The sequence below is a fragment of the Pedobacter sp. Bi126 genome (genome assembly GCF_918698245.1).
Classification (GTDB): Bacteria; Bacteroidota; Bacteroidia; order Sphingobacteriales; family Sphingobacteriaceae; genus Pedobacter.
The window spans coordinates 210,720-226,314 of record NZ_CAKKMS010000002.1; the positions used below are offsets into that span (position 1 = coordinate 210,720).

The 15,595-nt window shown below is 42.3% G+C and carries 15 protein-coding genes and 1 riboswitch; of the genes, 7 read left to right on the forward strand and 8 right to left on the reverse strand.

Translation table 11 applies throughout. The annotated features are described in order from the left end of the window. Positions 1-99: 99 nt before the first annotated feature. The 6 genes from LQ201_RS06125 to LQ201_RS06150 form a co-directional block, all read right to left on the reverse strand. Positions 100-405 (reverse strand): hypothetical protein, encoded by a 306-nt coding sequence (locus tag LQ201_RS06125; RefSeq protein ID WP_230140152.1) that lies wholly within the window; start codon positions 403-405, stop codon positions 100-102. A gap of 171 nt (positions 406-576) precedes the next feature. Continuing rightward, positions 577-1,464, reverse strand: coding sequence for an AraC family transcriptional regulator (locus LQ201_RS06130; RefSeq protein WP_230140154.1), 888 nt, complete (start codon positions 1,462-1,464; stop codon positions 577-579). Between the two features lie 10 nt (positions 1,465-1,474). After that, positions 1,475-2,479 carry an aldo/keto reductase gene (locus tag LQ201_RS06135; RefSeq protein ID WP_230140157.1) on the reverse strand — a complete coding sequence of 335 codons (1,005 nt, stop codon included), beginning with the start codon at positions 2,477-2,479 and terminating at the stop codon, positions 1,475-1,477. A gap of 527 nt (positions 2,480-3,006) precedes the next feature. Then, a complete protein-coding gene (locus LQ201_RS06140) occupies positions 3,007-3,357 on the reverse strand; it encodes a hypothetical protein (protein ID WP_230140160.1) in 351 nt (116 codons plus the stop codon). Between the two features lies 1 nt (position 3,358). Beyond that, positions 3,359-3,556 (reverse strand): hypothetical protein, encoded by a 198-nt coding sequence (locus LQ201_RS06145; protein WP_230140161.1) that lies wholly within the window; start codon positions 3,554-3,556, stop codon positions 3,359-3,361. A gap of 217 nt (positions 3,557-3,773) precedes the next feature. Continuing rightward, on the reverse strand, positions 3,774-3,971 hold the full coding sequence (locus LQ201_RS06150; protein ID WP_230140163.1) for a hypothetical protein: 198 nt from the start codon (positions 3,969-3,971) through the stop codon (positions 3,774-3,776). A 303-nt stretch (positions 3,972-4,274) separates the two neighbouring features. On the opposite strand from LQ201_RS06150, the gene LQ201_RS06155 reads away from it, so the two are divergent. The 4 genes from LQ201_RS06155 to LQ201_RS06170 all read left to right on the forward strand — a co-directional run bounded on the left by LQ201_RS06155 (position 4,275) and on the right by LQ201_RS06170 (position 6,736). After that, the gene (locus LQ201_RS06155) at positions 4,275-4,988 is read left to right on the forward strand and encodes a DUF92 domain-containing protein (RefSeq protein ID WP_230140165.1); all 714 of its coding nucleotides are present in this window, start codon (positions 4,275-4,277) and stop codon (positions 4,986-4,988) included. Positions 4,989-5,190: 202 nt separating this feature from the next. After that, positions 5,191-5,736, forward strand: coding sequence for a putative glycolipid-binding domain-containing protein (locus tag LQ201_RS06160; protein ID WP_230140167.1), 546 nt, complete (start codon positions 5,191-5,193; stop codon positions 5,734-5,736). 52 nt (positions 5,737-5,788) lie between these two features. Further along, positions 5,789-6,073, forward strand: coding sequence for a hypothetical protein (locus LQ201_RS06165; protein ID WP_230140169.1), 285 nt, complete (start codon positions 5,789-5,791; stop codon positions 6,071-6,073). Positions 6,074-6,589: 516 nt separating this feature from the next. Continuing rightward, a complete protein-coding gene (locus LQ201_RS06170; RefSeq protein ID WP_230140170.1) occupies positions 6,590-6,736 on the forward strand; it encodes a hypothetical protein in 147 nt (48 codons plus the stop codon). Between the two features lie 96 nt (positions 6,737-6,832). On the opposite strand, the gene LQ201_RS06175 is transcribed toward LQ201_RS06170, so the two are convergent. Together LQ201_RS06175 and LQ201_RS06180 are read right to left on the reverse strand one after the other, a co-directional pair. Then, a complete protein-coding gene (locus tag LQ201_RS06175) occupies positions 6,833-7,969 on the reverse strand; it encodes an MFS transporter (RefSeq protein ID WP_230140172.1) in 1,137 nt (378 codons plus the stop codon). 59 nt (positions 7,970-8,028) lie between these two features. After that, complete coding sequence (locus LQ201_RS06180; protein WP_215127848.1) at positions 8,029-8,304, reverse strand: helix-turn-helix transcriptional regulator; 276 nt, start codon at positions 8,302-8,304, stop codon at positions 8,029-8,031. Between the two features lie 305 nt (positions 8,305-8,609). Then, positions 8,610-8,714, forward strand: a riboswitch (SAM riboswitch). A gap of 79 nt (positions 8,715-8,793) precedes the next feature. Between LQ201_RS06180 and LQ201_RS06185 the strand changes: the two genes are divergently transcribed. The 3 genes from LQ201_RS06185 to LQ201_RS06195 are packed head-to-tail and all read left to right on the forward strand — an operon-like array spanning position 8,794 to position 15,585. Beyond that, positions 8,794-11,016 carry a transferrin receptor-like dimerization domain-containing protein gene (locus tag LQ201_RS06185; protein ID WP_230140174.1) on the forward strand — a complete coding sequence of 741 codons (2,223 nt, stop codon included), beginning with the start codon at positions 8,794-8,796 and terminating at the stop codon, positions 11,014-11,016. 15 nt (positions 11,017-11,031) lie between these two features. Beyond that, positions 11,032-14,043: a SusC/RagA family TonB-linked outer membrane protein gene (locus tag LQ201_RS06190; RefSeq protein ID WP_230140176.1), complete on the forward strand. Its 3,012-nt coding sequence runs from the start codon at positions 11,032-11,034 to the stop codon at positions 14,041-14,043. A gap of 9 nt (positions 14,044-14,052) precedes the next feature. Then, a complete protein-coding gene (locus LQ201_RS06195; RefSeq protein WP_230140179.1) occupies positions 14,053-15,585 on the forward strand; it encodes a hypothetical protein in 1,533 nt (510 codons plus the stop codon). Positions 15,586-15,595 lie beyond the last annotated feature (10 nt).

Genomic DNA, 15,595 nt, shown 5'->3' on the forward strand with positions numbered 1-15,595 from the left:
TCTTTTGTCAGGCTCCATTATTCTTTGATGGGTGTTAGCCATATTCAAATCATTTACTGCGCCGCCTACCTTTATCCCTCTTGAACAATATTAAGACAGCTATTGCGGTGGGGCTTCCAGCTCATCATCGCTGTCAAGTTCAATATTTTGGAGTTCTCCTAAATGAGCCGTGCCAGGGTGCACAAGTTCGATCTGCTCTGCTAACATATGGAGGATCTCCAGCTCAATAGCTGCCGGGTTCTGGCATACATGCAAAAAATCCCGGCTGTCGGGTTCCAGGCTGGCCACAAATTTTCCGTCCTGGTAGATTTTGTATTTACAGCCACCGGTAACGTGATGCGGGTGCTGTTCAACCTGGAAATGGAACTTATGGTTGGGGCTAAGGGTTACGGTAAAGTTGTCCATAAGGGTTTTGTGTTTTATACATAACAATCCCAGGGCAACGCTTGTTTCAAAATTGGAAGCAGGATAGTACTATTTATTGATAGAATACATCGCCAAGCGCTGATCGACCCAAACGGGACTGCGGTAAATATTTCTGCGAAGAATATTTCTGGACACCGTTTGTCCCAATAATCAGTTAAAAGCCTGACGAAATTCCAGTGGCGATAAATTCGTCTTCTTTTTGAAAAGTGTGCTAAAGGATTGCGCGTGTTCAAAGCCCAGGGTATAGGCAATCTCGCTGACCGATAGACTGGTTGTGGAAAGTTTTTCTTTGGCGTTCGCGATCAGTTTTTCATGAATATGCTGCTGTGTGTTCTGCCCCGTATGAATCCGGAGCAGGTCACTCAAGTAATTCGGCGACAGGTTCATCTGCGCAGCAACATGTTGTACAGTGAGCAAACCCTGTACCTCGCCTTTAAAGTAGTCATCAATCAACTGCTCGAACCTGACCAGCAGTGCTGAATTATTGTTCTTGCGGGTCAAAAACTGCCGCTCATAAAAACGGTTGGAGTATTTTAACAGGCTCTCGATTTGCGTAAGTATGATCTCTTGGGTATGCTTATCGATATGCTGGCACTCCTTATCTATTTTATGGAGAATCGTAATCAGGTCATCTTCTTCATCGGCCGACAGGTGCAGCGCTTCGTTAACCGCGTAATCGAAAAAACCATAATGATGAATGCTGTTCGCCAGTGGATGCTGTAACAGGAAGTCTGGGTGAAATATCAGGAGATAACCAGACCCGCATTCCATATTCTGCAGGTCCAGTTGTTGCACCTGGTTAGGCGCGGTAAAACTCAATACTCCTTTATCGTAATCATAATGCTGCTGTCCGTACCTGATTTTGCCTCTGGCTTCGCGTTTTAGTGCCACGCAATAAAAGCGGTTAACGAAACCTTTCCAGATCTCGTCTTCCAAAAAAATGCTTTCTGCCAACTTGATCACGCTCACCAGCGGGTGGCGGGGTTCTGTTAAGGACAGCAAACGGTGAAATTCCGATATGGAGTTAATGGCATTCATAAAAACAAAATTAATCAATTAAACCCATACTAAACTCATCATAAGGCGCGCCGGTATCCGTACCTAAAGGTACAATGCTTTCCAGTTGTGATAGATCTTGCTGCGTTAATTTAATAGTTGTTGCCGCAATGTTTTGCTCCAGGTACTTCCGGCGTTTCGTTCCGGGAATCGGCAAGATGCCTTTGCTCATAATCCAGGCCACGGCCAATTGCGAGGAAGTGACCTGTTTCGCTTCAGCCATTACTTCGATAGCTTTCACCAATTCAATATTCTTGTCGAATTGTGCACCCTGGAAACGTGGGATCGCCCTGCGGAAATCATTTTCAGGCAGGTCATCTATACTTTTGATCTGCCCCGATAAGAACCCACGGCCCAACGGTGAGTAAGCTACAAAACCAATACCAAGTTCCTTTAAGGTTGCCAAAACCCCACGTTCTTCCACCGTCCGCTCGAACAAAGAGTACTCGCTCTGTACGGCAGTAATCGGGTGCACCGCATGCGCCCGCTTAACCGTCTCAGAAGAAACTTCCGACAAACCGATATAACCAATTTTACCTTCCTGAACCAGCTCAGCCAATGCCTCAACCGTTTCCTCGATCGGCGTATTTTTATCCAGGCGGTGCAGGTAATACAGATCGATGTAATCCGTATTCAGATTTTTGAGCGAACGCTCCAAAGATTTTTTTACGTAATCTTTCTTGCCATTAATCGCCCAGGTTACCTTATTGTTATCATCGATCTCCCAGCCAAACTTGCTCGCCAAAATATACTGGTCACGTTTACCACAGATCGCTTTAGCGATCAACTGCTCGTTCTTCAGCGGTCCGTACAGATCGGCAGTATCTAAAAAATTACCGCCTAACTCAAGCGAACGCTGAATCGTTGCGATGGCTTCCTGCTCATCCGCAGGACCATACATATGCGCCTTTTCAAAACCCGTCATGCCCATACAGCCCAGGCCGATCACAGGCACAACCAAACCCTGGCTGCCCAATGCTATTTGTTTCATTTCCATAACCCAAATGTCGGTAAGCCAAATCGCGTGAATGTATGCAAACCCCTGAAGCTTGTAAGCAAATCAAGGAATGATTTTTTAAGGTCTATAATACCCTGGTTATACTGCTACACTGTTTTAATCGAAAGATTTACTGGCTGCCTACTGGAAGGCCTGTGAACCTCATTGCGGAACTGTTGAGCATCTGTGGGTGATCGTTGATGATCGCAAAGAAAGTACTTATGACAGTGCTGGTTTTAGGGGTAATGGTTGTTTCTAACGGAAAATGATTTTACAAGTGATTTACAATAATGTAATTGTAATTCTAATTGCTTAATAATCAGATTTGAGTTTGATATCAGTTTTTTGGAATGCTCCAACAGTTCTTTACTCATCAGGAGGTCTGCAATTCCGGGTTGGTCTTTATCTTTTGTCATTATTATTTCTGTTTAACAATGACGCTGCTGTGGCATTGTAGGATAGGATGAAGTGTTCTGCGAAATGGGGCAGCAATTATTTATTGAGGGAATATTAGTGCGGGCATTGTTTTAAGCTTTTAATTTTCTGCCTGAAGCAAAAAATGCGATGATGATGAAGATCAGCTCAACCGCTGCATCAGCCAGATAGATTTTCGAGATCGTGCCGCTTATGGTGTAGTAGAGGTCAATGGCGAAAAAGCTGATGGCGGTACTGATGCTGAGTAGAAGCGGCCGCTGCTTCTGGGCTAACTGTGAGAGTATAGATAGCGCAATGGCTGTGCTCAGCAGTCCGACCATTTTTACCAGCCAGATATCTGTTTTAGGGCCGGTAACGAGGACGAAGCTCTCTATATGAAGCAACGGCCAGATGCCTGTGAGTAGGTAAAATATACCTTGGGCGAGAAGAAGCTTCCTGGCCATGTTATGGGCGGTTTTGCTGGCCAAGATCAGGCAGCTGAACAACTTGTTCCTCTTCAACTTTTTCCCTGGGAACGCTCTTATCAGTGCGTTCCTCTTTCTCATTGTAGGTAAAGCCAGATCCTCTTACTGTTTCTTCACCATTGATGGGGAATAGACCGTTGTCTTTGTTCGGCATTTCTTTTTTATCTGATGTTTTCATGATGCAGGGATTACCTATCTTTCTTTAACGCTTCCGGCCGAAAAAGGTTTCATAAATCTTTTGCTATTAATCTGAGACGGTGTATTTCCACCAGGCATATTGTAAAATTACATTCTAATAGTGCAAGGCCGAAATTGTTTACCGGCCAGCAAAATCTGTGGCAAACAAGGCAGGATCATAATACAAAAAGAAGCAGCGGTTTACCGCTGCGATCAGGCTATAATAAGCCTGCAATTCCGTTTGATGGTGCTTTCCATTTCAGGTTGGTGATGGTGCCCTTAACCTCTTTTGGACGGCCCCGGTGCTTTGGAGTTACCTGAGCGCTTTCTTGTTGATGGAATTCCCTGCGCTTGTCATCATTGTTGGCTGCTATGGAGATCTTATCCCTTCTGGCACTGCTTTTCTCTTGTTCCATAATCTTTTTATTAAAAAACAAGTGGGAGGGAAGGCTGGTTTTATTCTTTTGGATTTTAGGTATTTTATACGCACCATTAATATAACACAGGTATTAAACGTTGCATGAGACAGTATTCCGCTTCACAAGAGGTCGATCTCGGTTATCCGCCATAAGGATCTTCCAATATTACTAAACAGCGCTTAAGTTTTAAAAAATTATCCAACTCCCGACAGATAGCGATTTTGACGTTTTGGGTAGCTTGTTACAGCACAAATATTTCGATGTGCTTTTTCGTAAATATATTTCAAATATATTTGTGATATGTTCAATAGCGGCATCTTTTTGCCTATCATCATTATTTCCGGCATGGCCTACAGTATCCTGGCAAAAAAACTGACGGTTCTGGCTGCTTTTACGGGCGGGGTACTGGCATGCCTTATTTTTACCGCCGCAGGTTACTTCGGGCTTGCGATGATGACCGTGTTTTTTATCCTCGGTTCTGCTGCCACCTCCTTGGAGCGGCACAGAAAGCAGGCTTTTGCCGCAAAAGACGAAGAAAAGAAAGGCCGTAATGCAATGCAGGTACTGGCCAATGCCGGGGCTGCGGCCATTGCAGCTATAGTTATCCTATTTTATCCCCGGCTGGCTTATTTGATGCTTCCGGCAATGGCGGCAGCCTTTGCCTCGGCTACAGCAGATACCCTTTCCTCTGAGCTGGGGATGCTTTATGGAAGACGGTTTTTTAATGTTATTTCCTTTAAGCCCGACCGCTGCGGAATGGACGGGGTGATCAGTCTGGAAGGGACACTGATCGGTATAGCGGGTAGCTGTATTATTGCTGGCATTTATGCGCTGGGATGGGGATGGAACATCAGCTTTTTCTTTATTGTTCTTGCAGGTACGCTGGGTAACCTTACTGATTCTATACTAGGGGCTTTGCTCGAGCGCAAGGGCTTGATCGGGAATGATGTGGTCAATTTTTTGAATACATTGACAGCAGCGATTGTGATTGTGTTGTTGGAGGTTTTTCTTTAGGCCGGGATATTGTCCAAGGGCTTGAGGATTAGGAGCGCCATTTGGCTTTTTAAGATGTCACCAATCATGCCTGGTTAATTTTGCCTAGGTTAAAAATGCTTTAGGGATGGTTATCCTTTGGAATGACGCTCATGGCCATGCAAATGGATTAAGGTTGCGTAAAACCAAGTCGACATTAAGATTGTTTCAATTTCAGATTGTAATGGAAAGAAAAATAACATGGGAGGGCTTGAAATATAAGTCCCTCGAAAATTGTACCTTAACGGAAACAGATAATGGTGTGACCGTTACATCGATTATTACAGGCCAGGTTAATAACCAGGTGATTAAAGTCTCCTATAAAATTCTTACGGATCCGTTGTGGACAACCTATTTAGTTGAAATAAATGTCATATTGGGTGGAAATGAAAAAACAGTTCTTCTAGAGAAGAAAGGTGCTTATTGGCTGGTCAACAATACGATTGATCATCGATTTGATGGTTGCGTAGATATTGATATTTCATTAACGCCTTTTACCAATACATTGCCAATAAGAAGGTTGGTTTTTAATGGGCAATTGAGCAATAGGATTGAGGTGATATACATAGATATTATTGCTGATATGATAATGCCTGTAAGACAGTATTATACCAAAATATCAGATTCTGTATACCTGTACGAGAACGAAAAATCGACATTTAAGGCCGAGCTAAAAACCGACTCCTATGGATTGGTAATTGAATACCCGAAACTATTCCGGGAAAAATAGCAATCATCTATTTCTGGTCGTTTAAATTCATTTCGGGTGCTCCCTGATTTTAATGTCTGTAAGGACAATCAACGGTAAGATCGGGTATTTCAGGGAAAATGGCTGCTCGTTTTCTTATCAAACCAACGAACAACTAACCTTTAATTTATCGATCTCTTTGGCGAACCTAATACGCAACTTACCCGCCAACAGGTTAAAGATTACATTAGCGAAAGCACCTACACGTAAGGTAAAAGACGGCACGTTAAAGCCCATAAAACTGCTTGGTGGCGATCGTTTTTGCGTGGAAGATTTGCTGGCTCCCTATCTGGAGGGCCAGCAAAAGGGCCGTATTTAATTACCCCGGCATTACCTGTTCTTTACCCTTTGTTGCTACCAGGTTAACCCCAAGCTTACCCCAGGGTTACCCCGGCGTTACCTTTTCTCTACCTAAAAGGTAAAGCCACAGCTTGCTTTCGCAGAATGGCACCACCGCCGATGGTTATGCTGCCCTTAGGCAGGGCGCCAGCCAATGTAATTAAGTAAGAATTTTAACCACAGATGCGCACAGATAAACACAGATTTTTATATCTGTGTGCATCCTTTCTATCTGTGGTTAAATTATTTTTCGTGTCGGATGGTTTAACTTAATGATATTGGACCGCCACAATGCCCGGGCTTTTGCACCGTCGCCACAACTTTAACGGTTCATTTTAGCTCAATAACGGTGCTAATGAGCTCAATTTAGCTCATTTTAGTCCAAAATGAGGCGCCAATGCTGCTAAGCCACTAGGTTTGGGCATGGATTTAAACATACCGGTATAAACAGAAATCCTTTTTATAACAAACATTTTCTCAATAAAAAACAAAAATTATGGCAACGTATTCAAATGGCGCAATTGGCGCATTCTCGGGCAAAGTAGGCCGTGCAATTAGCAGCAACTGGCCTAGCATAGATTACCAAAAGGGCCTGCCCAAAAAGCGCAGTAAATCCATATCAGGGTTGGTATCTCTCAGATAAGTTGTAGTAACGCGTTACTGTCAATATCAAAATCCAGCATACACATCTGCTGAGCATGTACTCAGTTTTAATATTTTAAGATTGATAAATTATTAATTAAACCAATGCTTTCTTTCTTGATTTTACAAAACTCAATAAGTAAGCCAATAACAGAAGAGGTACTGCCATCCAGATTATTTCGTGGACACCAAACTTTGCGATTACAATGCCGCCTAAGAATGCGCCCAGTGATATGCCGATATTATAGCAAGATGTTAAAAGACTGTTTACAAATTCCAATGCATTATGGGGAATGGATTGGGTGGTTCGAATGTTGGGTACCAAAAATCCGCCTGTGTGGATCATGCCCCATAAGGAAACAATAATTACCATAGGGATAAAAATTGTTCCAAAATAATAAGCCAATATTTGCACAGCTATCAAAAGAATAAAAAAGAACCGGCTGGTTAATATTACATTTTTACCGAGTGCAATACCCATTAACCAGTTGCCAAGAATCCCCATTCCACCAAATAGGAGCAGCATAATGCTAATTTGAGCGCCGTTCATATTCGAAATATTTTCAAGGTACGCGGCAAGGTAGCTATAACTCGAGAACATGGCCGCAAGTGTAAGTATGGTAGAAACAAGGTTAAGCCAAAGCCTGGTATCCTTTAAAACATGCAACTGGCTTTCAGCAGATTTTTCGCTGTTGCCCGGCATAGATGGCACAACAAAGAGCAGGCCTAAAAAGGCAATTAAACTGATAATACTGGTTAAGAAAAATGATGCCTGCCAGTTATGAAAGTAATCAGCAGCATAGGTAGTTAAGGGTACACCCAAAACCGTAGCGATGCTAAGGCCAGTCATGACGACCGACACTGCTTTGGCCCCGCCTTGTTTGAACGCTACTGCTAGCGAGATATTCCAGAACAGCGGGTGGAAGAAGGCAGGCAAAATCCTCGCGATCATCAAAATGGTAAAGTTAGGGGAAAAAGCTGAAAGCAGGTTTGAGAGTATAAAAACACCCAAAACAAGGCATAATAAGAACTTGCGATTGATTTTAGAAGTAAGGGCAGTTATAAATGGAGACGATATGGCAACCGTTATAGCAAAGGCACTTAATAACCACCCGGCCATATCCACAGAGACGCCAAACTCCCTGCTGATCGTTGGCAAGATACCAATAACGCCAAATTCGGTAGTGATAATGCCAAAGGCACCTAATGCCAGTATATATATAGACTTATTCATATATTCAAATATTTCGATGTGTATTGGTGATTTGTTTCTAATTTCATATGTAAGCGCCCTTAATCCTTTAACGAATTTAGGCAGGCGATGTACTCATTGAGCACTGTCTCGTTCAGCAGGTATTTGAAATTCCGTCCTTCTTTTTGAGGCACCAGCAGGTCTGCATCAACCAGCTGCTTTAAATGGTGGGATACGGAAGGTTGTGTCAGGTCTAAAAGATCATTTACTTCTGCACAATAGAGGCAATCTTTCTTTTTTTTAAATTCCTGTAAAATAGCGATTCTGTTGGTATCACTTAGTGCCCGGGATATCTTTTCTATCTTTTTGTTATCCATTTTCTTGCTTTGCTCCGAATTAACAAGGGGGCAAGCCTTGGCAAAGGTAAATTTTAATATTGATATATAGAAATGTATCTATGTTTATAAATCATTTTAGGATAAAGGTTCTTGGTCATCCGGCAGATACTGATCTTCCAGTAAGAAGTGGTAAAATCTGCGGTTTAGCTTGCATAATCCTCTTCAGCATGATCGAAAAACCCAAAAGTATTCAGTTTAAAAGCTTGTCAAGCATAAGTTAAATAAATAATATAATTCCTATAGGAATACTAGATTATTATTTTTAGGTTTGCATCATTATATAATACTTATCCAGAAAGACTGAGGGAAGGGCCCTATGACGTCTGAGCAACCTATACACTTGTAAAAGGTGCTAATTCCTTTCTGCCCAAAGGTGGAGAAGATAAGTTGGTTATGCATCCGCATGCTAATTGATTTTGAGGTCGCTCAAAGTTTTTCTGGTAAAAGAACTCCTAAAAAAATCAGAAAATGAAGAAAACTTTTACACTTTTTACGGCTATTCAATTGCTCTGGCTTCCTTTATTCGCGCAAAATAGGCTGAATGGATTTAAAACCCAGAATATTCCGATACAGCGTGAGATTGAGCAGAAATTTGATGCCGGGCTTAATAAAGAAAATATAGGGGCTACTATAAAAGAACTTTCTGCCGATCCCCACCACTTGGGTGCTAAAGGCAGTAAAACAGTAGCAGAATCTGTACTGAAAAAGTTTAAAAGTTATGGCTGGGATGCAAAAATAGAGACTTATTATGTTTTATTTCCAACGCCTAAAACCCGTTCGGTAGAACTTTTAGGGAGCAACAAATACAGTGCCTCGCTCGAAGAAAAGGCTATTCACGAAGATTTAGCAACCGCACAGCAAGGGCAATTGCCTCCTTACAATGCCTGGAGTGCCGATGGCGATGTTAGTGCAGGTCTTGTTTTTGTAAATTACGGTCTACCGGCTGATTATGAAAAGTTGGAGCGTTTAGGTATCAGCGTAAAAGGCAAGATTGTTATCGCAAAATATGGCAGATCGTGGCGGGGCACTAAACCTAAAATAGCCTACGAACATGGTGCGGTGGGCTGTATCATTTATTCGGATCCAAAAGATGATGGCTTTGTGAAAGGAGATGTATATCCGCAAGGCGCTTATAAGCCAGAATTTGCTGTTCAACGAGGATCGGTAATGGATATGGTAATTTATCCCGGTGATCCATTAACACCCGGAATCGGTTCTACCAAGAATGCCAAAAGGTTGGAGCGGGCAGACGCCAAAACGATTCTTAAAATTCCGGTTCAGCCCATCAGCTATCACGATGCTTTGCCATTGCTTGCAGCACTTAAAGGTCAGGTGGTACCTACCGATTGGAGCGGTGGCTTACCCGTTACCTATCACATTGGCGATGGAAGTACCGTGGTCCGTTTAAAACTGGCTTTTAACTGGGATATTGTGCCAGCTTACAATGTTGTAGCAAAACTTGAGGGAAGTAAATTTAAAAATCAGTGGATTATACGCGGCAATCACCACGATGCCTGGGTAAATGGCGCTGCAGATCCGGTAAGTGGATTGGCCTCCCTTTTGGAAGAAGCAAAATCTATCGGGAAATTGGCAAAGGCAGGTATAAAACCTAAACGAACACTTGTTTATATTGCCTGGGATGGAGAAGAACAATCGCTTTTAGGTTCAACAGAATGGGTAGAAGACCATGCTGACGAGTTAAACAGTAAAGCAGTTGCCTACATCAATTCGGATGGCAATGGCCGTGGCTTTTTGGAAGCTGGCGGTTCCCATGCCTTGGAAAATTTTGTTTCAGAAATTTCGAAAGAGGTAAAAGACCCTCAGGTTGGTTCTAATGTTTTTGAACGCTGGAAAGCCAATAAAGCCATTTCTACAGCCGCGCTTGCCGAACGTAAGAAAATACAAGATAGCCAAACACTCGATCTGGGGGCGCTCGGCACAGGATCAGATTATTCAGCGTTTTTGCAGCACCTCGGCATCCCTACTTTAAGCCTAGGTTTTGGCGGTGAGGATGAAGGAGGTGAGTACCATACCAATTTCGATACTTACGACAACTTTGTGAAGTTTAAAGATCCGGGTTTTGACTACGGATTGGCCTTATCCCAAACAGCTGGCCGGGCGGTATTACGTTTGGCCAATGCAGATGTACTTCCATTTAATTTTTCTAATCTTCAGGCTAAAATAGCGACTTATGTTACCGAAGTAAATGCTTTGGCAAAGCAGCTTAGGGAAGGTGCCCAAAGCCAGAATAAGCTCATTTCAAGTGGTGCTTATCAGTTCGCCAACGATCCCAAAGAAAACTTGAAAAATCCTCCTGTACAGGTTGAATTAGCTGATTTTGATTTTAAAGCACTGAACTTAGCAGTAGATAGTTTAAAAACTGCATCATCAAAACTTAGTCAGACTGTAACCGCTGCACTCGCTTCGGATACTAAAACTGACCAACTGAATACCTTACTTTTTCAGGCTGAAAAACAATTGCTTATACAAGCAGGTTTACCTGGGCGGCCATGGTACAAACACAGCATTTATGCCCCTGGTCTGTACACCGGTTATGGTGTTAAAACCCTTCCTGGTGTGAGAGAAGCCATTGAACAATACCATGCAAAAGAAGTACAGGAACAAATTCTCGTGTTAACAACTTCAATCTTAAAACTCACTCAATTTCTCAACCAAACCAATCATCCTTAATTATAATCCCTAAACATGAAAATATTTTTTACCCATTTAATAGTCTGCTTTGTTTTGCTTAGCAGTTTGCAGGCTTTTGCTCAAAATACCATTCGCGGTAAGATTACCGACAGTAAAGATAAGCAGGCACTTATAGGCGCCACCATAAAGTTAAAAGGCACCAAAATCGGCACCAGTACCAATGGTAAAGGAGAATTTAATTTAAACTTATCTCAAAAAGCTGATAGTATCATCATCCATTTTCAGGGCTATTTAGAACAGGTTGTAGCCATCAATAACCGATCAGAAATTAATGTGGAATTGAAAGAGGATGTCCATCTTTTAGCTGATGTGGTGGTTACGGGCGTTGCAGAAGGTACCAGCCGTAAAAAACTGACCTTTGCCCTAACAAAAGTGAATAACGATCAGATTAATACCGTTCCGGCTACAGATGCCTCTCAAACTTTAAGAGGAAAGGTTGCTGGGATCCAGATCAGCCAATCTTCTGGTAATTCGGGGGCAACGGTTTATCTGCGTGGCGCTAAATCGGTATCTGGCAATATTGCGCCGCTTTTGGTTGTGGATGGGTTTGTAACTGCATTAAACCTGTCTGACTTAAATCCGCAGGATATAGAATCTATTGAAGTGGTTAAAGGCGCAGCAGCTTCGGCGCTTTATGGCACCAGGGGTGAGGGTGGAATTATCCAGGTGCTCACCAAAAAAGGAAAAGGTACCGGGAAGGTGAATATTATTGTCGATAATGAATTTGGGTTAAGCAATGTACAAAATACGCCGCCAACTTCCCAGTTTCATCATTTTAAGGTTAATTCCGATGGTTCATTCGTGCTTAACGGCAACGCCAGGACCATCGATGTACAAGCAAACGGTTATTCCCTTAACCTTCACCCATATCCAAATGTATACGATAATGTGGCTAACATGTTAAACAACAATCCATATTTTACAAACTTTGTTTCGGCATCAACTGCAGGCGATAAATATACTTTGTACGCATCTTTTCAAAATCAATATAAAGGCGGAGTTGCAGAACCTGTGGGTGCTGATAAAAGACAAACGGCCTTGTTTAATTTTGGTTATAAACCGGATAAAAACTTAGAGATTAACCTAAGCCTGCAATACTTTAACAACAAAACGCCTTCTTCTTCGATATCATCAAGTGGTAGCGGCTCCTTGTTATATGCCACCTCACTATACGAACCTTTTATCAATCTTCAGGAACGCGATGCTTCAGGGAAATATGCTTTTAAACCCTATGGTTTTGATATACAGAACTTCAATGTAAACAATCCTTTTTATCAGCTGAGTTACCGTGAATATGAAAATAACAGCGATAATTTACTTGCTGGTATAAAAGTAAAATACCAGTTTACCGACAAGTTGAATGCGGAGGTATATACTTCTATACAGAACGAAAATTACAACGAAACGGATTACTATCCGATTGGCTTTCAGACGATCTCTGCCGACATTACCCGTAACAATGGTTATTATGGCGAACAGACATCAAAAACCACTTCCAAAAACGGTCAGGCGCAGCTAAACTATAACAATAAATTTAACGATTTCGACTTCGGGGCAACACTAAAAGCGGTATACGAAGAAAACAGGATTACATCATTATCTGGCTCTGGCTATAACCTAAGTGCACCTGTTAAAAGTTTAGCTGCGGCATCAGCTGATAGTAGAAGTATTGGCTCTACCTGGGAACAAACAGTTAACTACGGTTACTTCTTAAACTTAAAAGCCGCTTGGAAAGAAAAGATTTTTGTTGATGTGCTTGGCCGATTGGATAACAGTTCGCGATTTGGTGCTGATGTTGGAACAGCGTTTTTCCCAAGGGTATCTACCGCGTATCGGTTAACAGAAGATGTGCAGTTGGGTATCATTAACGAATTAAAATTAAGGGTAGCCTATGGCAAGGCCGGAAGCTTGCCTCCATTTGGTGCTAAGGACAGTCAGGTTTCCTTATCCAGTTCTGGCGGTGTAAGTTACAATCAACGTGAAAATACAGATCTTAAAAGGGCTATTACCTCCGAACTTGAATTTGGTATTGATGCGCAGTTGTTTAAACGCATTAATGTTCAGGCCAATTATGCGTTTTCGAAAAGTATAAACGATTTTATTCTGGTGCCGGCTTTTCCACCAACTACAGGTTCGGCAAGAATTTATGGGAATTTGGGTGCAGTAAAATCAAACTCGCTCGAGCTCGAAATTAACGGCAATGTGATTACCAAAAATGCCTTTACCTGGAATACCGGAATTACCTTTAGCAGAATTAGAAGTAAAATTACCTCATTGGGTGATGTGCCAGAATTTACAGATGGCGATTTTAGAAAAGCACCTGGAGTAAGCCCTTTTGCCTTTTATGGTTATAGTGTGCTCACTGGTCTCGATCAATTGGAAACCAATGCACAGGGGCTTGTTACCAATGCAGCAGGTGGAATTTACAAGCTGAGCGATTTTGCTGTTAACCAATTGGGCTTTGTGGTTTTGAAAAGCCAGCAAGGTATGGCAGCTGAAACACCTTTGTTGTACCAAAATGCAGCTACTGGTAATTCGAAAATTATTGGAGATGCACAGCCCGATTTTATTGTCGGTTTTTCTAATACCTTCAATATTGGCCCTTTATCGCTATATGCGGTGCTGGATTGGAAAAAAGGAGGTCAGAAATATAACGAAACCCAGCAGTATCTTACTTATCAATACCGTTCCCCTTTTTCTGATCAGGCAGCGCAGGCAGGTTTGCCACTTGCCTTTACTACAGCGGTTTTTAATGCCCAGCAAACCACCGATTACTGGTTGCAGAACAGCAGCTACGTATCATTAAGAGAAGTTTCGTTAAGCTACAAATTGCCGCTAAAAGCTATTGGGATACACCGGGTATTAAGTAATGCCAGACTTGCCTTAGTTGGCCGTAACCTATATACCTGGACATCCTTTACCGGGGTAACGCCAGAGGGCAATCAGGATTTTTACGATTATCCAACCTACCGCATTTACAGCGCAAAACTTACGCTAAACTTTTAACGAACAGAAATGAAAAATATATTCTACATATCACTTATTGCCTTAAGCCTTAGCGCCTGCAAAAAAACAGATTTTGATAATCCAACAACGCTGACGAATCAGGAAGCCATCGATCAGATAAAAGATCTCGGACTTAAGCTCACAACAAGTAGCGTTCAAACCGTCTTTAGCACTTCAACAAGTGCATCGGGCACACATTTTAGTCTTTTGGCCGATCAGACGACCAATACCAACGGAAATTCTTCCTGGTGGGATTTTGCAAACGAACCGCGTCTACGTCTCAATAACAATACATCTTACCGTGGCGCAGTTACCTGGAATACATTTTACAATAACTTTTATCAAGCCAATTTAGATGCCACGCTGGCATTGGATATTATTGAAAAGCAGGGTAAAAAGATTTACGATACACAGGGGGCCGATAGAACGCAGGATTGCCTTATTGCGGCCTATTATGCCAAAGGAGTAGCCCAAGGCTATCTTGGTGTTATTTTCGACCGTGGTATTATTGTGGATGACGTGAACTTGAGCACGAAAGATTTTCCTGATTCTTACAAGGCCTTAATTGCCAATGGAATTAAGCTGATTGATAAATCTATAACGCTGGCTGAAGCGAATGCTCAGTTTAAATTCGATTTCCTCAGTGGAAAAACATTCAGTAAAGCCGACTTTATTAAACTGGCCAATTCAATGGCTGCAAGGATTTTATCTTCTGAGGCCCGTGATAAGACCGAAGCGGAAAAAATTGGCGATGTACAATGGAACAAAGTATTGGCCTACGCCGAAAAAGGATTTACCACCGATTTTGTGATCACCACGGTAACAGGGGGGTATTACAATCAGTTATTGACCAATTTGTTACAGCGCAATTCAGATGGTTCTGGTTGGTTGCCTCCAGATCTGAAAATCGCCTATTTGGCCGATAAAACCGGAAATACCCCTAAATTTTATCCTTTAACCGGAATACTGCCCAACATTAGCAGCAACGATAAACGTTTCGATAGTTATTTTGGATACACCACAAGTTTTGGAATATTTATCGAATCGCGTGGGCGTGGGCTTTTTACCAATTGGTACCGAAAAAGATGGTATAATACAGCCAATACGCTAAACTCGCCTGGTGCGGTTAATCCTTATTTCCTGGCCGATGAGATCAGGTTACTAAAGGCTGAAGCCAAATTTTGGCTGAAGGATTATGCTGGCGCAGCTGCGATACTAAATGATCCGGCCGCTGCAAGAAAAGCCATAGGAACGCTTCCTGATGTTGCAGCAACCCAGGCTGATTTGAGAAAACAATTGCATTATGAATATGCCATTGAAATAGATGGCGCTGGTGGGGCATTTCTGCCATTTACGTTTATGCGCAGGAATAATTTACTTGTAGGCGGTACGCCAACTGAATATCCCTTGCCGCAACTCCAGCTCGATCTGGTAAAACAACCCGTTTATACTTTTGGTGGCAACGCTTACTTCGGCGAAAAAGGAAAATATGGCGAAGTAGCCACTGCTCCTGATGAAGGCTGGAAAGCTGCTGAAAAATAATTTAGACAAC

Excerpts from the sequence above, each read along its gene's own strand:
- LQ201_RS06130 (WP_230140154.1), bottom strand. The coding sequence starts at position 1,464 with ATGAATGCCATTAACTCCATATCGGAATTTCACCGTTTGCTGTCCTTA.
- LQ201_RS06175 (WP_230140172.1), bottom strand. The coding sequence starts at position 7,969 with ATGAATAAGTCTATATATATACTGGCATTAGGTGCCTTTGGCATTATC.
- LQ201_RS06190 (WP_230140176.1), top strand. The coding sequence starts at position 11,032 with ATGAAAATATTTTTTACCCATTTAATAGTCTGCTTTGTTTTGCTTAGC.
- LQ201_RS06140 (WP_230140160.1), bottom strand. The coding sequence starts at position 3,357 with ATGGCCAGGAAGCTTCTTCTCGCCCAAGGTATATTTTACCTACTCACA.
- LQ201_RS06165 (WP_230140169.1), top strand. The coding sequence starts at position 5,789 with ATGTCTGTAAGGACAATCAACGGTAAGATCGGGTATTTCAGGGAAAAT.
- LQ201_RS06155 (WP_230140165.1), top strand. The coding sequence starts at position 4,275 with ATGTTCAATAGCGGCATCTTTTTGCCTATCATCATTATTTCCGGCATG.
- LQ201_RS06180 (WP_215127848.1), bottom strand. The coding sequence starts at position 8,304 with ATGGATAACAAAAAGATAGAAAAGATATCCCGGGCACTAAGTGATACC.
- LQ201_RS06185 (WP_230140174.1), top strand. The coding sequence starts at position 8,794 with ATGAAGAAAACTTTTACACTTTTTACGGCTATTCAATTGCTCTGGCTT.
- LQ201_RS06170 (WP_230140170.1), top strand. The coding sequence starts at position 6,590 with ATGGCAACGTATTCAAATGGCGCAATTGGCGCATTCTCGGGCAAAGTA.
- LQ201_RS06145 (WP_230140161.1), bottom strand. The coding sequence starts at position 3,556 with ATGAAAACATCAGATAAAAAAGAAATGCCGAACAAAGACAACGGTCTA.
- LQ201_RS06160 (WP_230140167.1), top strand. The coding sequence starts at position 5,191 with ATGGAAAGAAAAATAACATGGGAGGGCTTGAAATATAAGTCCCTCGAA.
- LQ201_RS06135 (WP_230140157.1), bottom strand. The coding sequence starts at position 2,479 with ATGGAAATGAAACAAATAGCATTGGGCAGCCAGGGTTTGGTTGTGCCT.
- LQ201_RS06150 (WP_230140163.1), bottom strand. The coding sequence starts at position 3,971 with ATGGAACAAGAGAAAAGCAGTGCCAGAAGGGATAAGATCTCCATAGCA.
- LQ201_RS06125 (WP_230140152.1), bottom strand. The coding sequence starts at position 405 with ATGGACAACTTTACCGTAACCCTTAGCCCCAACCATAAGTTCCATTTC.
- LQ201_RS06195 (WP_230140179.1), top strand. The coding sequence starts at position 14,053 with ATGAAAAATATATTCTACATATCACTTATTGCCTTAAGCCTTAGCGCC.